This window comes from Streptomyces maremycinicus (assembly GCF_001184025.1).
Lineage (GTDB): Bacteria > Actinomycetota > Actinomycetes > Streptomycetales > Streptomycetaceae > Streptomyces > Streptomyces maremycinicus.
This window is the reverse complement of record NZ_BBYG01000014.1, coordinates 315062-335461: the sequence shown is the minus strand read 5'-3', so window position 1 is coordinate 335461 and position 20400 is coordinate 315062. Positions and strand designations below refer to the sequence as shown.

Sequence of the window (20400 nt, the reverse complement as noted above, 5' to 3'; positions counted from 1 at the left end):
GCGGACGGCTCCTGAGCGGACGCTTCCCGAGCGGGCAGTCGCCGGGTGGGCCGTTCCTGAGCGGGCAGTTGTTGAGCCGACCGGATCATGGGCGGGCAGTTGTCGAGCCGGCCGTTCCCGGGCGGCACGACGGACGGCCGCCCGGACGTGCCGCTCGTCGCCGGTACGGGCCCGGGACGGAGCGGCTCACCGGTGCCGTCGGGCGAGCCTGCCGCCTCCCGCTGCGACTCACCCCTCGGACGCGGCGAGATCGAGCGCTTCCAGCGCGGTGGCGGCCTCCGCATGGCGCGGGCTCCTCAGCTCGACCAGAGCGTCACGGGCGGTGAGCAACGTCTCCCGGGCCTCCGGATGTCCCAGCGCACCCAGCACTCGCCCCAGGTCGAGCCGGGCCTGCTCGGCCCAGGCGGGCATCCGGGCCCCGTCGAAGAAGTCGAGGGCCTGCCGGAGCGGCGGCTCGGCCTCCTGCGGGCGGTCCAGAGCCGCGAGGTCGTTGCCGATCTGCTGGCGGGCGACAGCGTGGTAGAACGCGATCAGTTCCGCCTTCCGCCCGGGTACACCCGCCCGGCAGATCCGCTCGCTGCGGCGGTGGGCGTCGAGGGCCTCTGCCGCCCGGCCGGTCTGACGCAGCAGCGTGCCGAGGGTGTTGAGGACGGACAGCTCGGCCAGCCTGGCCTGCGGGGAGGTCTGCGAGGCGAGCCGACGGGCCGCCTCGCGCAGCCGTGCGTGCGCCTCCTCCATCCGGCCCAGCCGGTGCAGTGCCCCCGCGCCGTAGGCGAGTGCCCAGCCGTGCTGGAGTCCGTCCTCACAGTCGAGGGCGGCCGCGAGCGCGGCGTCGGCGCAGACCAGGGCGGCCCGGGGCTCGTGGACGCAGAGATTGTGGGCCCAGGCCAGGTAGTTGAGGTGGACCGCCTCCTCCCGCCGGCTGCCGAGCGCCCGGGCGGCGTCGGAGGAACGCCGGAACACCTCGACCCACTGCTCCCAGTGCTGGTAGAGGTCGGAGAACCAGTGCATGGCCTCCGCCGTGTCGAGGACCTCGCGGTGTCCTCCGGTGTCGTGCGCCCGGCGCAGCGCGGCGAGCCACTGGGCCCGCTCGGCCGCCAGCCAGGCCCGTGCCTCCTCCCGCCCGGTGGGCGCGCTGTCCGGGTCCGGATCGCCGGACGGCGCGGTCGGATCGTGGTCGGCGTCGAAGTGCAGCGCGGCGGCGGTGGCCCGGGCGAGCATCCAGCGCGCGGTCCGGTCGAGGGCGGCGTCGCGGACCACGGGGCCGTCCTCGGCCGTGACCTGCTCGGCCGCGTAGAGCCGGAGCAGGTCGTGGAACCGGTAGCGCTCGGCGGCGGGATCGCTCTGGAGCAGCCCGGCGTCGGTCAGTTCCTCGGCGCAGGCGACCGCCTCCTCCCAGGACAGACCGGCCAGGAGGGCGCCGGTCTCCGGGCTGAAGTGCGGGCCGCTCGCCAGGGCGGCGCGGCGCAGGAACGTCCGTGTGTCCGCGCGCAGTTGCCGGTACGAGAGCGCGAAGGCGGCCCGCACCCGCAGGTTTCCGGCCTGGAGGCCGTCCAACCGCCGCGCCTCGGAGGCGAGACGGGTGACGAGCTTGTCCAGCCGTTCGTGCGGCCGGCTGAGGAGCCGCTGGCCGACGATCCGCACGGCCAGCGGCAGATGCCCGCACAGCTCGGCGAGGTCGCGCGCGGCCTGCGCCTCGGCCCGCACCCGGTCGACGCCGACGACGCGGGTCAGCAGTTCCACCGCCTCCTCGCGCCGCAGCAGCGCCAGATCGCAGCGGTGCACGGACGTCAGACCCGCCAGGGCCTGGCGGCTGGTGACGAGGGCCAGCGAGGGGCCGGTGCCCGGCAGCAGCGGGCCGACCTGGGTCTCGTCGGCGGCGTTGTCCAGCAGCAGGAGCAGCCGTCGACCGGCGGACAGGGAACGCCACAGCCCCGCCCGGTCGTCGAGGTCCGCCGGTATCGCGGAGTCGGCCACCCCCAGGGCGCCGAGCAGCCGGGCCAGCGCGTCCCGGGCGGTGGTGGGCCGCTCGTCCATGCCATGCAGGTCCAGCGCGAACTGCCCGTCGGGGAAGTCCGGGGTGAGACGGTGCGCGGCGTGCACCGCGAACGCGGTCTTGCCGAGGCCGGGTTGTCCGGTGACCACGGCCACCCGCGGCCGGTCCTGACCGGTGTCCCGCGCCAGTTCCAGCAGCCGGGCGAGCGCCGCGTCGCGGGCGGTGAAGTCGTCGATGTCACGCGGCAGTGCCAGCGCGACGGGCGGGTGCGGGTCGGTGCCCGCCCGAGGACGCGGGCGTCCCTTGGCGGCGGCCTTCTCCAGGCCCGCCGTCTCGTCCTCGTCCAGCCCGAGGGCCTCGGCCAGTGCCTGGACCGTTCGGCGCTGCGGCCCCCTGGTGCGCCCGCGCTCCATGTCGGCCAGGGCCCGGACGCTCACTCCGGCCTCGTGCGCCAGGGACTCCTGGCTCAGCTCGGCCCGTGCACGCAGGAGGCGCAGCCGCCGTCCGAAGTCCTGCGTGGAAGGCGTGCCACCGTGCACCGTCGACGTCCCCGATCACTTCGCCCGTCCGAAACGCGAGCATCGGCAGAAGTATGACGGACCGCAGTTCTGCCGGTGGAACCGCCTGGGCTCTCAAGATCATCGGTGATTGATTGAGGTCAGGCGCGGGACGCCCGCGGGCGACGGAACACCGGACCGCACCGGACCGCACCGCGCCGGACCGCGTCACCAGGACGAACACAGCCGACGGCACGAGCCCGCGGCTTCGCATCTTCACGGGGGAACCCATCATGAACATCCGTCACCACCGTCACCGCACCGCGCTGTTCGCCGTCGTGGGCACGGCTCTCGCCCTCTCCCTCACCGCCTGCCAGGGCGACTCCGACAACGCGTCGGGTGCCACCGCGCCCTCTTCGACGACGTCTTCGGCGACCTCCGCGGCGACCGCCGAGGGGGCGGGCTCGACCGCCTCGGAGAACTCGATGGACTCCGACGCCACCGGCGGCTCCACGGGTTCGACCGACGAGCAGGCGAGCACCGGTACCCCGCAGTGCACGGCCAAGGACGTCACCGTCACCGCCGCCACCCAGGACGGTCCGCCCTTCACCCACCTCGTGCTCACCGCGAAGAACACCTCCGGCCGGTCCTGCCGACTGGCGGGCGCGCCGCACCTCCAGTTCCTGGAGAGCCACAAGGAGGACGTCCCGTCCGTCGCCAAGAGCAAGCCGGCCACCCCGGTCGTGCTCGCGGCGGGCGCCCCTGCCTACGCCCTGGTGAAGGTGTCGGACGGCGGGGTCGACGAGGACAACGAGCCCGTGTCGGCGTTCTCCCTCGTGCTGGAGGGCGACTCCACGGTCATCGCCGTCACCGCCCCCGGCAGCGACGGCATCGCCGTCGACCCGGCGAAGGCACTCACCGGCTACTGGACCCCCGAACTCCGTAACGGCGCCGACGACTTCTGAGTCCGAGTCGACCGCCGGGCACCGGGTGAGGAGCCCGGCGGGTCGGCGTGCTCCTCAAGGGCACGGGAGTTCGACGGCGATGACCTTCGGCGCGCCCACCGGGCTCGTCAGCCGTACCGCCGGTCCGCCGGGCGGCCGTGCCCCCGAAGCGGCGCGGGGGCCCGGACGACCGGCCGCGGCGGGCCCGGTCGGTCGACAGACTGCTCCGGTCGGGTCGACGACTGCTCCGGTCGGTCGACGACGGCTCCGGTCGGTCGACGACGGCCCGTCGCGCGGCACATCCGGTGGGGCGCTCAGTCGTCCAGCGTCACCACGATCTTCTCCGCCGCGCCCGGCGTCAGGGCGAGTTCGAAGGCGCGTTCGGCCTCGGCGAACGGCACGCGGTGGCTGATCAGTCGGGCGAACCGCTCCTGGTGCTCGACCAGTTCAGGGGTCACCTCGAAGATCTCGGTCGGGTAGCCCTGGGAGGCGATGAGGGTGAGTTCGCTGCGGAGCATGCCGCCGAGGTCGATCTCGCCCTTCTTCTGCACGGCCACCATGACCAGCTTCGCGTGCCACTTCGCCGACCGCACCACGGTGTCGAAGACGGCCGGGGCGCCGGCCGCGTCGATGAACACGTCGGTGCCCGGCCGGGGCTGGCCGAGGGCGTTGGCGCTCTGCCCGTGCAGAGCGGTCAGCCGCGCGACGACGTCCTCCTCGGCCGAATCGATGACGGCGTCCGCTCCGACGGCCAGTGCCTTCTCCAGCCGGGAGGGGATGACGTCGACGACCACCACGTGCTCCACACCGCGCAGCTTCAGCCAGATCGCCGCGCCCAGACCGATCGGCCCGGCGCCGAACACGACGACCTTGTCGCCCGGTCCCGCCCCGGAGCGGTTGACGGCGTGCCGGGACACGGCGAGCGGCTCGTTGAGCGCCGCCACGTCGAACGGCACGGTGTCGGGGAAGACGGCGACGCTCTTTCCGACCTCGGCGTTCTCGATCAGCAGGTACTCGCTCATCCCGCCGAACCTGCCGCCGCAGCCGATGATGCCGGTGGGCGCGGCCTGCGGGTCGACGACCACGCGGTCGCCCGCCTCGAGGCCTGCCACCTCGGCACCGACCTCCACGACCTCGCCGGCCGGCTCGTGGCCCAGCGGTACGGGGATCAGTTCGCCGCCCAGGTGGGCCCGGGCGGGCATGCCGCCCATGCGCAGGAAGGTGACGTCGGTGCCGCAGATGCCGCAGGCGCGGATCCGTACGAGCGCGTCCCTGGGGCCGGGCACCGGCCGCTCGGCGTCGACGACCTCGATCTTGCCGACCGCACCGGTCCGGACGGACCTCATCGTGCTCATGGGGGGCCTTTCTCGCTGGAGGAACCCGTTTCCGGAGTCGGGTGTCGCGGGCCCGGAGCCGTCCGGGAGCTCTGCCCGGTCGGGGCGGAGAGGGGCGGACGCGGGCCGACTCCACTCGAGGCGGTCTCCGGATTGCTTGAGTTAGGCAAGCATATTTGGATTACTTGAGTCAAGCAAGCGGCGCGGTGGGCGCCCGGGCGAGCGGGGTGCGGGTCGGAGTCCCGCCAGGCGATCCAGGCGATCCAGGCCGGCGGCCACCGATCACGCTCGGCGCGGCCCGGGCCGCCCACCTGCGCGTCCCGGGCGTCCCGGCCCCGACGCGGGTCGCTGCCCGAGGGCCCCGGCAGGCGTGCGAACCTGCCGGGGCCCGGCCGTGCCTAGTGGCCGAGGCGGATCACGGTCACCTGGTCCTCGCCGTTCGCGCCCGCGCCCGACTTGTCGACCACGTAGGCGACGCCGTCGGCGACCTCCACGTGGTTGGGGTTGGCGCCGGTGGCGACGGTCTTCTCGACGACGCCCTTGCGCGGGTCGACCACCGTCGCGGTGGCGGCGGTGCGGTTGACCACCACGACATCGCCCGAGCGGTCGTCGGTGGCGACCGACAGGGTGCCCGCGCCGGTGGCGACGGACCTGGTCACGGTGCCGGTGCGCAGGTCGACGACCGAGACACCGCCCGCCGTCTGGTCGGCGGTGTAGGCCGTACGGCCGTTCTTCGACAGCGAGATGGAGATCGGGCCGTCGCCGGTCGGGATGAGGCGCGGGGTGTCGGAGGCGCGGTTCACCTCGATGATCCGGTCGTTGGAGAGGTCCGTGGCGTACACCGTGCCCGTCTTCTCGTCGACCGCGAGACCGGCCGGGCCGGAGCCCTCGACCGTGACGCGCTTCTTCTCCGTGAGCGTCCTGGAGTCGTACGCGACGAGCGTGCCCGCGCTGAACGCGGAGGCCCACACCGTGTCGTGCTTCTCGTCCACGACGATCTCGCGGGCGTGCCCGACGTCCGGCAGCGTGGCCAGGTGCGCGCCGGTCCGCTGGCTGTAGACGGCGACGGTGTTGCTGCGGGTGTTGGTCACCCAGACGGTGTTGTGCTCGTCGTCGACGGCCACGCCGTACACGGCCTCACGGGCGCCGGTGGTGGCGTCGAGGACCGGGGGCAGGATGGTCTGCTCGACCGTGAGGGTCTCGGGGTCGACCTTCAGCAGGGTGGTGCTGGTGGCCGCGCGGCCCACGGCGGTGGTCACCCAGAGCGCGTCGTTGCGCTCGGAGTACGCCGACTGGTACTGCCCGGCCGCCAGCGGCAGGGTCGTCGCGGAGAACGCCGTCGGGTGGGCCGACGCGGTCCCCGCGAGCGTCAGGGTGCTGCCGACGGCGAGGGTCACGGCGATCGCGGCCGAGACCGGGGTGCGACGACGGCTGGTACGGGTGGTCATGATGGATGTGCTCCTTCGTGTACAGCGTGAGATGAGAGATCCGGGGTTGCGCCCCGACCGGCACGGAACGTGCCGGAGCTTGTGCGGGCCTGTGGGGGTCCGAGTGCCGGAGGACCCCGAGTGCCCTGAGTGCCCTTAGTGCCTGAGGGTCTGGGTGCTCTGCGCGGCCTGAGCGTCCGTCAGTCGCCGGTGCCGGCCGCTGCGGGGCGGCGGCGCACGACGAACAGCGTGGTGGCCGCGGCCCCGGCGGCGCCGCCGGCCGCCGCGGCGGCCGCGGACCAGGCGATGGTGGCGTAGGAGACCGGAGTCCGCGCCGAGGCCGCCGCCGCGAAGGTCTGCTCCTGCGGCGTGTCGGGCGCGCCGGGCGCGGTGGTCGCCGAGGAGGACGTGGAACCCGTCCCGGCCGCGCCGGTCACGGTGAACGCGACCTTCAGCGAGGTCGGCGGATTCGGGGCGAGGAAACGCAGCCAGTGCGCGCCGGTGGGGGTGTCCGCGGGGACGGTGACGTCACCCTCGTACGAACCCTGTGCGTCGGCCTTCCACTGGCCGAGGATGTCCTCGTCGTCGAGCTTGAGGGTGACGGTCTGGCCGGCCGGGAATCTCGTCACCGTGAAGTGCAGCGTGCCGCCCGCCTGCACCTGGTCGGCGGTGATCCCGGCCTTCGCGCCCGCCGAGTTGGTGGCGGAGGCCGGTCCACCGGACGCGGCCGGGACGGGGGTCGCCGACGCGCCTGCCGCACCGTCCTGGCCGGTGCCGGACGCGGTGGCGGACCCTGAGGAGGACGTCACCGTGAAGGACGCCTTCAGGCTGGTCGCCGGGTTCGGGGCGAGGAATCGGAGCCAGTGCGCGCCGGCCGGGGTGTCCGAGGGGACGGTGACCGTGCCGGAGAACGTGCCGTCCGAGCCGATGCCGCCCTGCCACTGACCGATGATCTCCGCGTCGTCGAGCTTGACGGTCAGCTGCTGTCCGGCGGGGAAGCCGGTCACCCGGAAGGAGACCTTGCCTCCGGCGGCGACGCGTGTTCCCGCGGTGAGGGAGGCCGACGGGGAGGACGATCCGGACGACCCGGATCCGCCACCGGAGCTGCCCGAGCCGCCGGTGGAGGTCGACCCGCCGGTGGAACCCGACCCACCCGCGGAACCCGTCCCGCCGCTCGCCCCCGAGCCACCGCCGGAACCGCTGCCGCCGGAGCTCGAGCCGCCGCTGCCACCGCCGCTGGCGGCCGCCTTCACCTCGACGTCGGCCCTGAGACTGGTCGCCGGGTCCGGGGCCAGGAAACGCAGCCAGTGGGCCCCGGCCGAGGTGGACGCGGGGATCGTCACCGCACCGGAGAAGGTGCCGTCCGCGGCGACCGCCTCGCCGAACCGGGTGAGGATCGCGGTGTCGTCGAGCTTCACCGTGACCGTCTGGCCCTCGGCGAACCCGGACAGGCGGAACGCCACCTTGCCGCCCGCGGTGACCGACGCGCCGCCGGTGAGGGTCACCGCGGGGTCGGCGGCCGGGCCGGACGAGGGCGACGGTGAGGGGGAGGGGGAGGCGGAAGCCGTGGTCACGGTGAGGCCGGCGCTCCGGACACTCGTCTGCGGGGCGAGGAACCGCAGCCAGTGCCCGGCGCCGGCGCTCGCGTCCGCCGGAACGGTCACCGCCCCCGTGACGGTTCCGTCGTCGCCGATCGTGAACTGCTTCAGCAGGGTCGCGTCGTCGAACTTGACGCTGAGCGTGCCTCCCGCCGGGAACCCGGCGACGGTGAAGGGCACTTCGCCGCCCGCCCGGACGGTGTCCGTGCCGAGCGTGACGGAGGGCGTGACCGCGTCGGCGGCGAGCGCGACGGAAGCGGCCGGGCCGTCGGCGACGGGCAGGGCCACGGCGAGCGTGCCGAGCCCGAGCGCGGTTCCGGCGGTGAGCGCGAGCACCCGGCCGCCGATTCTGTGCGAAATCATGAGAAATGCTCCTGGCAGATGAGAGAGATGTGCCGCACGGCAAGCGGAGAGAAAGGGAAGTTAGGCTTGCCTTATCGAATGAGGGAGTCTGTTGGTATGTCCTGGTCCGCGCCGCCCGAGGGCACCCCGCACCGTCCGCCCCGGCTGCCGCGACCGCACCCGGTTCCGCGCCTGGCCCGACCGGTGTGTGCGCTGCCCGGCCCGGACGGTGTCGAGGAGTTCTGGGCCGGGGTCCGCCGGCGCGGTACGCCGCTCGTCGGCCCCGACCCGGAGGGCAGCGACGACCACCGCGCCGTCACCTGGCTGTGGCGCGGCACACCGGCCACCCGGGCCGTCCAGGTCCTGCCGAACAAGCTCGGCGATCCCCGCGCGCCCGAGGACAACCTGATGGAGCGTGTCCCCGGCACCGATGTGTGGCACTGGACGCTCCGGCTGCGCCACGACTGGCGCGGCACCTACGACCTCTACGCCGACGAGGGCGACGAGGGCGGCGGCCCCGCCCCGGGGCCGCCGGGCAGCCCGGCCCACTGGCAGTGGCTGCGTACCCGCCGTCGACCCGACCCGTTCAACTCCCGGTCGCTGCCGCACCGTTGGGACGGTACCCCGGTGCCGTACGCCGAACTCCCGGCCGCGCCCCGGGCGGTGGAGTGGGAGCCGGGGCCGGACGTCCCCCGGGGGACCGTCACCGAGCACAGCGTGCCGAGCGAACTGCTGGGCGGTACCCGCCGGTACTGGCTGTACCGGCCCCCGGGCACGGAGGTCGGGCACCAGCGGCTTCCGCTGCTGGTGCTGCTCGACGGGGAGCACTGGCAGCCGCGGCTCGGTGTGGCCCGGCTCCTGGACGCGCTCATCGCCGAAGGACGGATCCCGCCGACGGCCGCCGTCCTGCCGGACGCGGTGGACGAGCCCACCCGCTGGCGCGAACTCGCCTGCCGCCCCGAGTATCTCGGTTTCCTCACGGACGAACTCCTGCCCCGGGCCGCCAGGTCGGCCCCCCTGACCGACGATCCGGCGCGCACGGTCATCGCCGGCCAAAGCCTCGGCGGGCTCACCGCCGCCTACGCGGCTCTCGCCGCGCCGCACCGCTTCGGCAACGCCCTGGTGCAGTCCGGCTCGTTCTGGTGGCCCGTCGGCCCGGAGCCGGAGTGGCTCACCCGCACCCTCGCCGACGGCCCCCGGCCGCCGGTGCGCCTGTGGCTCTCCTTCGGCGAGCAGGAGTGGGTGGCGCTGCCCGCGGCCCGCCGACTGCGGGACGCTCTTGTGGCCCTCGGTTGCCACGACTCCTCCTATCGCGAGTTCAACGGTGGTCACGACTACCTCTGCTGGCGCACGGAACTGACCGACGGGCTGGTGGAGCTCATGCGTCCAACTCCTCGAGACGGGCGGCGAGACGGACGGCCACCTCGTCCAGATGGCGGCCGGTGAGCAACTGGGGGTGGGTGCAGTCCAGCTCGTGGTCGACGATCGCGCCGCTCACATGCGGCCGCCACGCCTCCCGGGTCAGCCAGTCCTCGGCGCGCGGGGCGGCGGCCGTGAAGAACAGCAGGTCGCCCCGGAAGACCCGGTGCCGGTGCTCGCGCATCATGCGGGCGTGGTTCGGCACGATGTCGACGATCCGCGCGAGCGTGTCGTCGGCCAGTCCCGCCAGCGGGCTGCCGGCCCGGCGCAGGGTGGCCAGCACGTCCTCGCGGGTCCGCTCGCCGGTGCGGTCGAAGCCCGCCATCCGCAGGACGGCGGTGAGGGCGTCGCCCTCTTCGGGCGCCGGCCGCTCCCGCCACTGCTCGGCCGGGAACGCGTCGAGCAGCGCCAGCAGTTCGACCTCCGCGCCGGACTCCTGGAGCAGGACGGCCACGGCGTGCGCGAGGACCCCGCCCACCGACCAGCCCAGCAGCCGGTACGGCCCGTGCGGCCGGACCTCCCGGATCCGGCCGGCGTAGTCGGCGGCCTCCTCCAGCAGTGTGGACGGCAGCGGCTCTTCGCCGGACAGGCCGCGTGCCTGGACGCCGTACACCGGCTGATCGGGTCCGAGGCGCGCGGCGAGCCCCGCGTAGCACCAGGACAGCCCGCCCGCGGGATGGATCGCGAACAGCGGCGCCCGCGCGCCCCGCGCCCGCAGCGGCAGGACGACGTCCAGCGCGTCCCGTGCGGCCGGCCCCGCCGCCTCGATGCGGCCGGCGAGCGCGGCCGGGGTCGGGGCCTCGAAGAGCGAACCGATGGTCAGCTCGGCCGCGCACTCCTCCCGGATCCGCGCCACCAGCCGCACCGCGAGCAGCGACGTGCCGCCCAGGTCGAAGAACGCGTCGTCGGGGCCGACCTGTCCGACGCCGAGCACCTCCGCGAACAGCCGGGTGAGGACCTCCTCGTAACCGCTCGCCGGAAGCCGTCCCGCGCCCGCCGCCCCGCCCGAGAAGACCGGGGCGGGGAGTTCACGCCGGTCCAGCTTGCCGTTGGGGCTCAGCGGGAACGACTCCAGGACCACCACGACGGCCGGGACCAGGTGCTCCGGCAGCTCCCGCGCCAGCGCCGCCCGTACCGCCACGGCGTCGGCGTCGCCGGTGACGTAGCCGACGAGCCGGTCCTCGACGACCACCGCACAGGAACCGTCGACGCCGGGCCGGGCCGCCAACGCGGCCTCCACCTCACCGAGTTCGACGCGCTGCCCGCGCAGCTTGACCTGGTGGTCGGTGCGCCCGAGGTACTCCACCTCGCCGTCGGCGCTCCAGCGGGCGAGGTCGCCCGTGCGGTACATCCGTCCGCCGGGCGGCCCGAACGGGTCGTCGACGAACCGGGCCGCGGTCAGCTCGGCCCGGCCGAGGTAGCCGTCCGCCAACTGCCTTCCGGCCAGGAACAGTTCACCCTGCACGCCGGGCGGGCATGGCTGCCGAGCGGCGTCCAGGACGTACAGCCTGGTGTTCCACACCGGCCGCCCGATCGGCACCGGACCCGCGCCCTGTGGCGCGCAGGCGTGGTAGCTGACGTCGACGGCGGCCTCCGTCGGCCCGTAGAGGTTGTGCAGCCCGGCTTCCGGCAGCACGCGCCCGAAGGCGTTCGCCGTCTCGCGGGGGAGCGTCTCGCCGCTGGCGAACACCCTGCGCAGCACCGCACGGCAGTCGGCCGCGCCCGGCTCGGCCAGGAACACCTGGAGCATCGAGGGCACGAAGTGGCAGGTGGTGACGGCCTGTTCGCGGATCAGCCGGGCCAGGTAGGCGGGGTCCCGGTGCCCGCCTGGCTCGGCCACGACCAGCGTGGCACCCGTCCTGAGCGGCCAGAAGAACTCCCACACGGACACGTCGAACGACGAGGGCGTCTTCTGGAGGACCCGGTCACCGGCGTCCAGGGGGTAGGCGTGCTGCATCCAGCGCAGCCGGTTGTCGATCGCCCGGTGCGACACGACCACGCCCTTGGGGCGTCCCGTGGAGCCGGACGTGTAGATGACGTACGCGGGGTGGGCGGGGGTGAGGGCCCTCGCGGGGGTGACGGCCGACCGGGCGGACAGGTCCAGCCCGGCCAGGGACACGACCGGTGTCGGCCCTTCGGGCAGCCGGCCGGCGCGGTCGGTGACGGCGCAGACGGGGGAGGCGTCCTCGAGCATGTACGCCAGCCGGGGCGCCGGGTAGTCCGGATCCAGCGGCAGATAGGCGGCGCCCGCCTTCAGCACGGCCAGCAGGGCGACGATCAGTTCCGTCGACCGGGGTACCGACACCGCGACCGTCGTCCCCGGCCCGGCGCCGAGCGCCTGGAGGTGGTGCGCCAACCGGTTCGCCCGGGCGTCGAGTTCGGCGTACGTCAGCGACTCGGTGCCGTACACGAGCGCGGTCGCGTCCGGGGTGCGGGCGGCCTGCGCCTCGATGGGGCCGATCAGGGTGGTGGCGGGGACCGGACGGTCCGTGCGGTTGAACTCCTCGACGACCAGGTCCCGTTCGGCCGGGGTGACGATGGCGTGGGCGGCGAGCGGAAGGTGCGGGTCGCCCGTGGCCAGCCGCTCCAGCAGCCCCAGGAACCGGACCTGATGGGCGGCGAGTACGGCGTCCTCGTACAGGGCCGGGTTGCCGTCGTGGTCGATGCGCAGGCCGTGTCCGTCGGCGCGGTCGTTGACGTTGACGGTCAGATCGTCGACCGGTCCCGCGGACAGGTTGCGGGCCCGGGCCGGCGTACCCGCGAAGTCCACGCCGTAGTCGAAGGGCATCACATTGACGAGCGGGCCCACCAGGCCCCGGTTCTCACCGAGCAGCCCCAGATCGCGGCGGATGTCCTCGTAGCGGTAGCGCTGGTGGCGGCGCGCCTCGCGGATGCCGAGCACGACCTGCCGCACCAGGTCGGCGAAGGTCGCCTCGGGGGTGACGGTCAACCGCAGCGGCACGACGTTCATCACCATGGCGGGCACCCGCAGGGCCACCGAGCCCGTCCGGCCCATCAGCGGCAGGCCCAGCACCACGTCGGACCGGTCGGTCGCCCGTGAGGTGTACAGCGCCTGTGCGGCGACGAGCACGTCCGGCCAGGTCGCCCGGAGCCGGGCCGCCAGAGTGCGGAGCGTGTCGGTGACCTCGGGGGACAGGTACGCCGTCCGGCGGCGGAACGTCCGGGACGGCAGCGCCGCGCGCCCCGAGAGCCGGGGCGGCTGGGGGCGGTCCCCGAACGCCCGCGTCCAGTACGCGCGGTCCGCCGCGAAGGCCGCCGAGGACCGGTAGGCGATGTCGTCCGCGACCAGGTCGGCGAGCCGGCCGAAGGAACGGCCGGGCGGCTCCTCGCCGCGCGCCAGCGCCGAGTACACCTCGGCGGTACGGCGTACCAGCAGGGAGTAGCCGAAGCCGTCCATGACCAGGTGGTGGACGCGCTGGTACCACAGCCAGCGCTCCTCGCCGCCGGTCACGCGGAACAGCGCGTGCCGGAACGGCGGACCGGCCGCGAGGTCGTGGTGCGCGGCGAGGTCCGCGCGCATCCACGCCTCGGCCTCCGCCTCGTCGCGCACGTCGAGCACCGTGAGCGGCTGCTCCCCGGCGTCCACGACACGTTGGCGCGGCCCGTCGGGCGTGTCCTCGATCCGTACCCGCAGCGACTCCGCCTCCTCGGCGACCCGCCGCAACGCGGCGGCGAACAACGCGGGATCGACGGGTCCGTCCAGGCGCAGGCACTCGGCGGTGTTCTGGGCGGGGCTCAGCGGGTCCAGGGCCTGCGCGAACCACATGCCCGACTGGGCCGCGGTGAGCGGCAGCACCTCTTCCGGCAGGTCCGCGCCGCGGGGCGGGGCGGCGCTCACGCGGTCGCCCCCAGCAGCGCGGCCCACGCCTCGACGGCCGGCCGCTCGGCCAGGTCCGCGAAGTCCGCGGTGACGGCGTGCTCGCGACGCCAGCGTTCCAGCAGGGTCATGATCCGGACCGAGTCCATTCCGAGGTCGAGGAGGTTCTCGTCGACCGGGACGTCCACCGGGTCCTCGCCGAGCACGTCGGCGACGTCGGCGCGGATCCGCTCCAGGGTCAGGGGCGCCGCCGCGAGCTCCCCGAGCAGCGCGTCGGTGGTGGTGACGAACGCGCAGCGGCCCGCCGCCCAGCGCAGGGCCATGTCATGGTCCGCACGGGAGAAGTCGGCGACGGCGTCCGCGACCACGAACGCCCGGATGTCCCGCATCCACGCGTCGCAGGCGCTCATCAGCACCCCGATGTGCGCGTACACACCGGTGACGACCAGCTGGTCGCGGCCGGTCGAGCGCAGCAGCTCCGCCAGTTCGGTGCGCACGAACGCGCTGTACTTCCATTTCGTGAGCACGGTGTCGCCCGGCTGCGGCGCCACCGCGGCGGGCACGGCGAGCGCCACCGGGTCGTCCGCCACGCCCGGTCCCCAGAAGTCGAGCTGGAGGCCGCGCTCCTGCGGGCTCTGGCCGCCGCGCTGCACCGAGTAGACGACCGGCACACCGAGCCCGCGGGCGGCCTGCGTGAGCCGGGCGGTGTGGGCGAGCAGGCCGGTCAGCGGCTGTGCGCCGGCCGGGAACGCGGAGAGGAAATGCTGCTGGAGATCGTGCACGAGCAGGACGGCGCGGGCGGGGTCGACCGTCCAGTTCACCCGGTTCGCGGGCAACTCGTCGGCGGACGGCAGCGGGTAGGGGGCGATGGCGGGAAGTGCCATGGGAACAGGGGCCTTTCAGTGCTGCTCGGCGGACGACCGCAGCTGCTTCTTGTTGACCTTGCCGACACCCGTGTGCGGAAAGGCATCGACGAACTCGACGAGATCGGGGACCTTGTGGGCGGCGACACCGCGCTCCCGCACGAACCGCTTCACGGCGGCCGGGCGCAGCGGTTCGGCGCCCGCGCGCAGGATCACGTAGGCGAGGGAACGCTCACCCAGGTACGGGTCGGGGACGGAGACCACCGACACGTCGTGCACCGACGGATGAGCCAGGACGATGTTCTCGATCTCCTCGGGCGCGATCTTCTCGCCGCCCCGGTTGATCTGGTCCTTCGCCCGCCCCTCGACGACGAGATGACCGCTCGGTGTGCGGCGCACGATGTCGCCCGTGCGGTAGAACCCGTCCTCGGTGAACGCCCGCGCGTTGTGCTCGGGGGCCTTCCAGTACCCGCGGATCGTGTACGGGCCCCGCGTCAGCAGCTGCCCGGACCCGCCCTCGGGGACGTCGTGGCCGGCCTCGTCGACGATCCGGATCTCGTCGTCGGGGGAGATCGGCCGGCCCTGGGTGGTGACGACGGTCTCCTGATCGTCGTCGAGCCGTGTGTAGTTGACGAGTCCCTCGGCCATCCCGAAGACCTGCATCAGCCGGCAGCCCAGCGCGGGTTCGAGGCGGCGGGCCGCCTCGGCGCTGTACTTCGCGCCGCCCACCAGCACCAGCTCCAGGCCGGACAGATCGTGCCCGGTGGAGGCGGCGGCCTCCGTCCACACCAGCGCCAGCGGCGGCACCAGCCCGGTCATGGTGATCCGCTCCCGTTCGATCAGTGGGAACGCGGTCGCCGGATCGGGCTTCGGACACAGCACCGCCGTCCCCCCGGCGTACAGCGCGCCCAGCCAACCGGGCGAGCTCATGGGGAAGTTGTGGGCCGCGGGCAGCACGACGAGGAAGCGGGTGTCCGCGTCCACGCCGCAGATCTCGTTCGATCCCCGGAGCGAGTACAGGTAGTCGTCGTGGGTGCGGGGGATCAGCTTCGGCACGCCCGTCGTACCGCCGGACAGCTGAAGGAACGCCAGCTCGTGCGGCCGGGGCCCGGCCGTCCGCCCGTCGGCCGCGCACGGGACCTCGGAGAGCGGGGTGTGCTCACCCGGCTCCCCGGCCACGAACACGTGCCGCAGCGTCGGGGCCGCCTCCCGCACCCGGGAGGCGAGTTCGCGGTGGTCGAAGCCGGCGTGGGTGTCGGGCACGACGTACGCCACGGCCTCGGTGAAGGAGCAGAAGAAGGAGACCTCCGTGTACCGGTGCGCGGGCAGCGCGTACACCGGCAGCGCGCCGATCCGGAACAGCGCGAACACCACCTCGACGAACTCGCCGACGTTCGGCAGCTGGACGACGACCCGGTCACCGCGGCCGATCCCGCGCGCCGCGAACCCCGCGGCCAACCGGTCGGCGCGCTCGTCGAGCTCCCGGTACGTCCAGGTGCGGCGCTGCGGGGCGGGGTCGACGAGGGCCACGCGGTCGGGGTGCGCGGCGGCCCGGGCGCGCAGCACACCGCCGAAGGTCTCGCCGCGCCAGTGGCCCGCCGCCCGGTAGTGTGCCGCGAACTCCTCGGGCCAGGTGGGGGCGTCGACGCCCGGGGTGACCGTCACAGCCCGGCCCCCACGGCGTGCAGGAACGTGCGGAACTTGGCGGCGGTCTCCGCCGTCTCGGCCTCCGGCGTGGACGCGGCGACGACACCGGCGCCCGCGAAGAGGCGCAGCGTGCGGCCCTCGGCCTCGGCACAGCGGATCGTCACGACCCACTCGCCGTCGCCGTCGGCGTCCTGCCACCCCACCATGCCGGTGTACGGGCCCCGGTCGAACGGCTCGCAGGCGCCGATCACCGCACGGGCCACCTCGGTCGGCGTACCGCACACGGCGGGCGTGGGGTGCAGCGCCGACGCCAGGTCCAGCGCGGTGACCTCGGGGTCGCCGAGTTCGCCGGTGACCGTCGTCGACAGGTGCCACAACGCGGCGGTGCGCACCAGGGTGGGCCGGTCCGGCACCTCCAGTCGGGTGCAGAACGGCGCGAGCGCCTCCCGCACGGCGGTCACGACGACGGCGTGCTCGTGCAAATCCTTCGGGGACTCCAGCAGCGCCGCAGCCCGGCGCACGTCCTCGGCGAGGTCGGTGCTGCGGGGCGCGCTCCCCGCGAGGGGGTTGGCGGTCAGCAGGCCGCCCCGGCGGGAGACGAGGAGTTCGGGGCTGGCGCCGACGAGGGTGCGCCCGGGGCCGCTCGGCACGGCGAAGGAGTAGCCGTCCGGGTCGCGTCGGGCGAGCCGGCGCAGCATGGCCGGCAGGTCCGGCTCCCGTGCGGAGGTCAGCTCCAGGGTGCGGGCGAGGACGACCTTGTCGAACTCCCCGGCCCGCATCCGCGCCACGGCCGAGGCGACCGCCTCGCCGTAGCGCTCGGGCGAGGGCACCTCCCGCACCCGCCAGTCGGGCCGGTGCTCGTCGGGCGGCACGGGCAGCGCGACCAGCGGGTCCTCCCGCAGCGGCGGCGCCCAGTGCACCATGTCCGGCACCGCGAGCGCGGCCGGGGCGTCGGGGGCGAAGGGGAGCGAGCCCATGACGACGGGCGGTGGGGCGTCGGGCCGGCGCAGCGCGTCGAGGACGTCCCGGACGCGGTGCGCCAGCGGGCTCGTGCCGTGGGGTATCCCGGCGGCGCTGCCGCGGCCCAGCAGGGTGTGCCGGGGCGAGGCGAGGAACCGGTCCGTGGCGGGCCGGTAGGCCTCCAGGAGGGCGGTGGCCGCGCCGGGGGAGAGGAGGGAGGGGGCGGGATGGTCACGCAGTGAGGCAGACATGTGGTGTCTCCAGTGGGGGACGTGCGGGTGGGGATCAGGCCCGGAGGGTGGCGCCGCCGTCCACGTACAGGTCGTGCATGGTGATGTGCCGGGCGCGGTCGGAGACCAGGAACACGACGGCGTCGGCGACGTCGGCCGGTGCGGCGATGCGGCCCAGCGGGATGCCGGTGCGGTGGGTGGCGAGGTCGCCCTCGACGACGCGCCGGGCCGCCGCCTCGGCGTCGTCGCCGTTCCACAGGGCGCGCTGCATGTCGGTGAGGGTGGAGCCGGGGGAGACCGTGTTGCAGCGCACGCCGCGCGCGGCGACCTCCAGCCCCAGGCACTTGGTGAACATGACGGCGGCGGCCTTGGAGGCGGCGTAGGCGGCCAGGCCCGCGCGCGGGACGCCGGCCGCGTTGGAGGCGACGGTGACGATGGAGCCCCTGCCGCGCGCGGTCATCCGGCGGGCGGCCGCGCGCGAGACGTGGAGGACACCCCCGGCGTTGACCGCGAAGATCGCCGCCCAGTCCTCGTCGGCCAGGTCCACGACCGCCGAACTCCGCAGGATCCCGGCCACGTTGACGGCGATGTCCAGCGGACCCAGCTCGTTCTCCGCCTCCTCGACCAGGGTCTCCACCGCCGCCGCGTCGGTGACGTCCAGCGCGCGGGCGGTCACCCGGCCCGGGTGTTCCGCGGCGAGCGACCGGGGCCCGGCCGGGTCCAGGTCGGTGGCCAGGACCTGGGCGCCCTCCTCGACGAGGGCGGTGGCCACGGCGGCCCCGATGCCCCGGCCGGCGCCCGTCACCAGGGCGAGCCGGCCGGCGAGTCCGCCGCTCACGGGGCGAGCGCCTCGGTGAGATCGGCCAGGACGACGGCGGCCGCCAGCGGGCCGCCCGCGCTGTTCCACGCCGAGCCCTGGACGACCACGACATGCCCGGCCCGCTCGGCCTTCAGCCGGCCGAAGTTGGGCACCTTCTTCGCCTCGGCGTACGCCTTCGCGCCGTCCGCCCGGTCCCCGAGGGTGCCGAAGAACAGCCAGTCCCCGTCGACGGTGGACAGTTTCTCCAGGCTGACCGGCTCGCTGTGCCCGGCGCTCGCGCCCTGCTGGTCCGCGGGGCGGGTCAGCCCCAGGGAGGTCAGCGTGGAACCCACGTGTCCCACGCCCTTGCCGACCACCGAGGGCGCCCCGTTCTGCCAGCGCACCACGCTGACGACCGCGCCCGCGTTCGTGCCGAGCTTGGCCTTCGCCGCCGCCACGTCGGTCTCGAAGCCGGTGAGGATCCGCTCGGCCTCGGCCCTTTTGTTCAGGGCGTCGGCGGTCGCGGTGAACGCCTTCTTCCAGTCCTCGTTCAGCTTGGCGGTGACCACGGTCGGCGCGATGGCCTGGAGCTTGGCGACCTCGCTCTTCACGGCCGTCGTCCCGTCGAGGAGGATCAGGTCGGGGCGCAGCGCGGCCACCTTCTCCAGGTCGGCCTCGGCGACGGTGGCGACCACCTGCGTCGTGCCCGCCCGGTCGGCCAGATAGGTGGAGACGCCCTGCTGCCCGCGTCCGGCGGTGGCGCCGACGGGCGAGACGCCCAGGGCGAGGGCCGCGTCCAGGGTGGGTTCGCTGAGCGTCACGACCTTGGCGGGCGCGGTCGGCACGTCGACCTCGCGGCCGGTCGCGTCGGTGACGGCGCGGGTGCCCGTCGTCGTGCCGTCGGCGCCCGCGTCCTTCCCGCCGGCGCCGCATCCGGACAGCAGGAGGGCTCCCGTCGCGACGGCGGCGGCGGACGACAGCACCGCCCGGCGGGAGGTACGTGCACAGGACATCGGATGAGCTCCTTGAATGACGGAGGCGTGAGGCGTGAGGTGTGAGGTGTGAGGGGAGTTCAGGTGCCGAGCAGCCGGACCAGGCCGTCGGCCAGCGCGCCGTGCCAGCAGGCGTAGTCGTGGCCGCCGTTGTACTCGGCGTAGGAGACCCGGTGGCCCGCCCGGGCCAGCGCCCGGTGCAGGGCGCGGCTGTGGTCGACCATCGCGCCCTCGTGCAGGCCCACGTCCAGGTGGACGGCGACCGACCGCGGGCCCGAGGCCGCGTACCGCGAGACCAGCCAGGGCACGCCGAACACCGGTGGTCTGGGACCCCGGGGCGGCGGCAGACCGGGCCGCCACCACAGTGAGGTGGACTGGGCCAGCACGTTGCCGAAACGCTCCGGGCGCCGGTACGCGGCATGCAGCGCGGTGACCGCGCCGAGGCTCTGGCCCGCGACGACGGTCCGCGCCGGGTCGGTGGTCAGGGGCAGGCGGTCCGCCGCCCAGGGGAGCAGTTCGTCCGCGAGGAAGCTCACGAACGGTTCGCGCGCGCCCAGTTCGCGCCAGCGGGTGTCCCGGTCCACGGCGTCCGGGGCGAGTACGGCGAGCGGGGGCAGCGTCCCGTCGGCCACCAGCGCGTCCAGGGTGTGACCGAGGCCGAGCCGGCCGAACCACATGTCGCCGTCGCACAGCACCAGGACGGGCAGCGGAGTGCGGTCCCCGCCGTCGTGTCCCGGCGGCAGGTACACCCAGGTGTCCCGGTCGCCGCCGAGGGCCGAGGAGCCGACCGGGTGCCGTTCCACCCGTCCCCGCGGCCCGCCGCCCGGCCCTTCGGCCCAGGGCCGGGGCGGCGCGTCGGGCAGGGCGAAGACCGAAGCCTCCGCGCCGTTCCAACGGGTGGGCATCCGGCGCGGGTTGAGCGGGTCCGCGGCGGCGTGCACGGACAGTGACCGCAGCCGCTGGTGCAACCGGCCCGGATCCGTGGGCGGTTCCTTGACCGAGACGTCGGCGGCCATCCGGTAGGACCCCCGGTGGTCGGCCCGCAGCCGCAGCCCGAGATGCCAGACGTCGGTGCCGGGCACGTGTTCCAGCAGACCGTCGGTGAGCCGGTCACGGTCGATGACGCGGTTGGCGTGCAGCAGCACCTGACGGGTGGCCCGGTGCCCGCGCCACACAAACGTCACCGCCCGGTGCCCGGGCCACCCGTCGAGCTCCTCCACGAGCGGGGTGCCGAGCCGTTCGGCCTCGCTCCAGAAGACGGCCGTGAGCGTCGTGCGGCCTGCGGCGTCGGCGGGGTCCAGGCGGCCGAGGTCCTCCAGGAGTCGCGCGATCCGGGGGCCGGTGATGCTCAGCGGCCGTACGGCGTCGTCGGTGCTCCCGGGCGCGTCGGCGGACCGCACGCTTGGTGACGTGCCCGCGATCATCCGGTTCCTCCGGTCATCTTTCCCCCTCGTCTTCGTCCCAGGGCACGCCAACAGGCATGCCTGTGGCGGCGGTTGGGCATACGGCGGCAC

The 20400-nt window shown here is 74.6% G+C and carries 13 protein-coding genes and 1 pseudogene; 2 read left to right on the top strand and 12 right to left on the bottom strand.

What is annotated here, in order from left to right:
* Window positions 1–228 precede the first annotated feature (228 nt).
* Window positions 229–2535 (bottom strand): ATP-binding protein, encoded by a 2307-nt coding sequence (locus tag AOQ37_RS19710; RefSeq protein WP_078890270.1) that lies wholly within the window; start codon window positions 2533–2535, stop codon window positions 229–231.
* A 251-nt stretch (window positions 2536–2786) separates the two neighbouring features.
* Here AOQ37_RS19710 and AOQ37_RS19705 point away from each other — a divergent pair, with 251 nt between their 5' ends.
* Window positions 2787–3458, top strand: a complete 672-nt coding sequence (locus AOQ37_RS19705; RefSeq protein ID WP_062645877.1) for a DUF4232 domain-containing protein — start codon at window positions 2787–2789, stop codon at window positions 3456–3458.
* 293 nt (window positions 3459–3751) lie between these two features.
* Here AOQ37_RS19705 and AOQ37_RS19700 read toward each other — a convergent pair whose 3' ends face one another.
* From AOQ37_RS19700 to AOQ37_RS19690, 3 genes are all read right to left on the bottom strand, one after another.
* A complete protein-coding gene (locus tag AOQ37_RS19700; protein WP_062645876.1) occupies window positions 3752–4792 on the bottom strand; it encodes a zinc-dependent alcohol dehydrogenase in 1041 nt (346 codons plus the stop codon).
* A gap of 377 nt (window positions 4793–5169) precedes the next feature.
* Window positions 5170–6219: a YncE family protein gene (locus tag AOQ37_RS19695; RefSeq protein ID WP_062645875.1), complete on the bottom strand. Its 1050-nt coding sequence runs from the start codon at window positions 6217–6219 to the stop codon at window positions 5170–5172.
* A gap of 179 nt (window positions 6220–6398) precedes the next feature.
* Window positions 6399–8159: a hypothetical protein gene (locus AOQ37_RS19690; RefSeq protein ID WP_062645874.1), complete on the bottom strand. Its 1761-nt coding sequence runs from the start codon at window positions 8157–8159 to the stop codon at window positions 6399–6401.
* A gap of 96 nt (window positions 8160–8255) precedes the next feature.
* On the opposite strand from AOQ37_RS19690, the gene fes (AOQ37_RS19685) reads away from it, so the two are divergent.
* A complete protein-coding gene (gene fes / locus AOQ37_RS19685; RefSeq protein WP_062645873.1) occupies window positions 8256–9584 on the top strand; it encodes an enterochelin esterase in 1329 nt (442 codons plus the stop codon).
* Here fes (AOQ37_RS19685) and AOQ37_RS19680 read toward each other — a convergent pair.
* The 8 genes and pseudogenes from AOQ37_RS19680 to fes (AOQ37_RS19650) all read right to left on the bottom strand — a co-directional run bounded on the left by AOQ37_RS19680 (window position 9517) and on the right by fes (AOQ37_RS19650) (window position 20310).
* On the bottom strand, window positions 9517–13416 hold the full coding sequence (locus AOQ37_RS19680) for a non-ribosomal peptide synthetase (RefSeq protein ID WP_062646072.1): 3900 nt from the start codon (window positions 13414–13416) through the stop codon (window positions 9517–9519). The genes fes (AOQ37_RS19685) and AOQ37_RS19680 overlap by 68 nt on opposite strands.
* Entirely contained in the window at window positions 13413–13583 is a 171-nt protein-coding gene (locus AOQ37_RS41415; protein WP_234436963.1) for a phosphopantetheine-binding protein, read from the bottom strand. The genes AOQ37_RS19680 and AOQ37_RS41415 overlap by 4 nt, the downstream gene beginning before the upstream one ends.
* A gap of 66 nt (window positions 13584–13649) precedes the next feature.
* Window positions 13650–14279, bottom strand: a pseudogene (locus AOQ37_RS19675) (isochorismatase family protein); the annotation flags it as partial.
* 15 nt (window positions 14280–14294) lie between these two features.
* Window positions 14295–15923, bottom strand: a complete 1629-nt coding sequence (locus AOQ37_RS19670) for a (2,3-dihydroxybenzoyl)adenylate synthase (RefSeq protein WP_062645871.1) — start codon at window positions 15921–15923, stop codon at window positions 14295–14297.
* Window positions 15920–17116, bottom strand: a complete 1197-nt coding sequence (locus AOQ37_RS19665; RefSeq protein WP_062645870.1) for an isochorismate synthase — start codon at window positions 17114–17116, stop codon at window positions 15920–15922. The genes AOQ37_RS19670 and AOQ37_RS19665 overlap by 4 nt, the downstream gene beginning before the upstream one ends.
* A gap of 34 nt (window positions 17117–17150) precedes the next feature.
* Window positions 17151–17933, bottom strand: coding sequence for a 2,3-dihydro-2,3-dihydroxybenzoate dehydrogenase (locus tag AOQ37_RS19660; protein WP_062645869.1), 783 nt, complete (start codon window positions 17931–17933; stop codon window positions 17151–17153).
* Complete coding sequence (locus AOQ37_RS19655) at window positions 17930–18907, bottom strand: ABC transporter substrate-binding protein (RefSeq protein ID WP_062645868.1); 978 nt, start codon at window positions 18905–18907, stop codon at window positions 17930–17932. Before AOQ37_RS19655 ends, AOQ37_RS19660 begins: the two co-directional genes overlap by 4 nt.
* Window positions 18908–18966: 59 nt before the next feature.
* On the bottom strand, window positions 18967–20310 hold the full coding sequence (fes, locus tag AOQ37_RS19650) for an enterochelin esterase (RefSeq protein WP_062645867.1): 1344 nt from the start codon (window positions 20308–20310) through the stop codon (window positions 18967–18969).
* Window positions 20311–20400 lie beyond the last annotated feature (90 nt).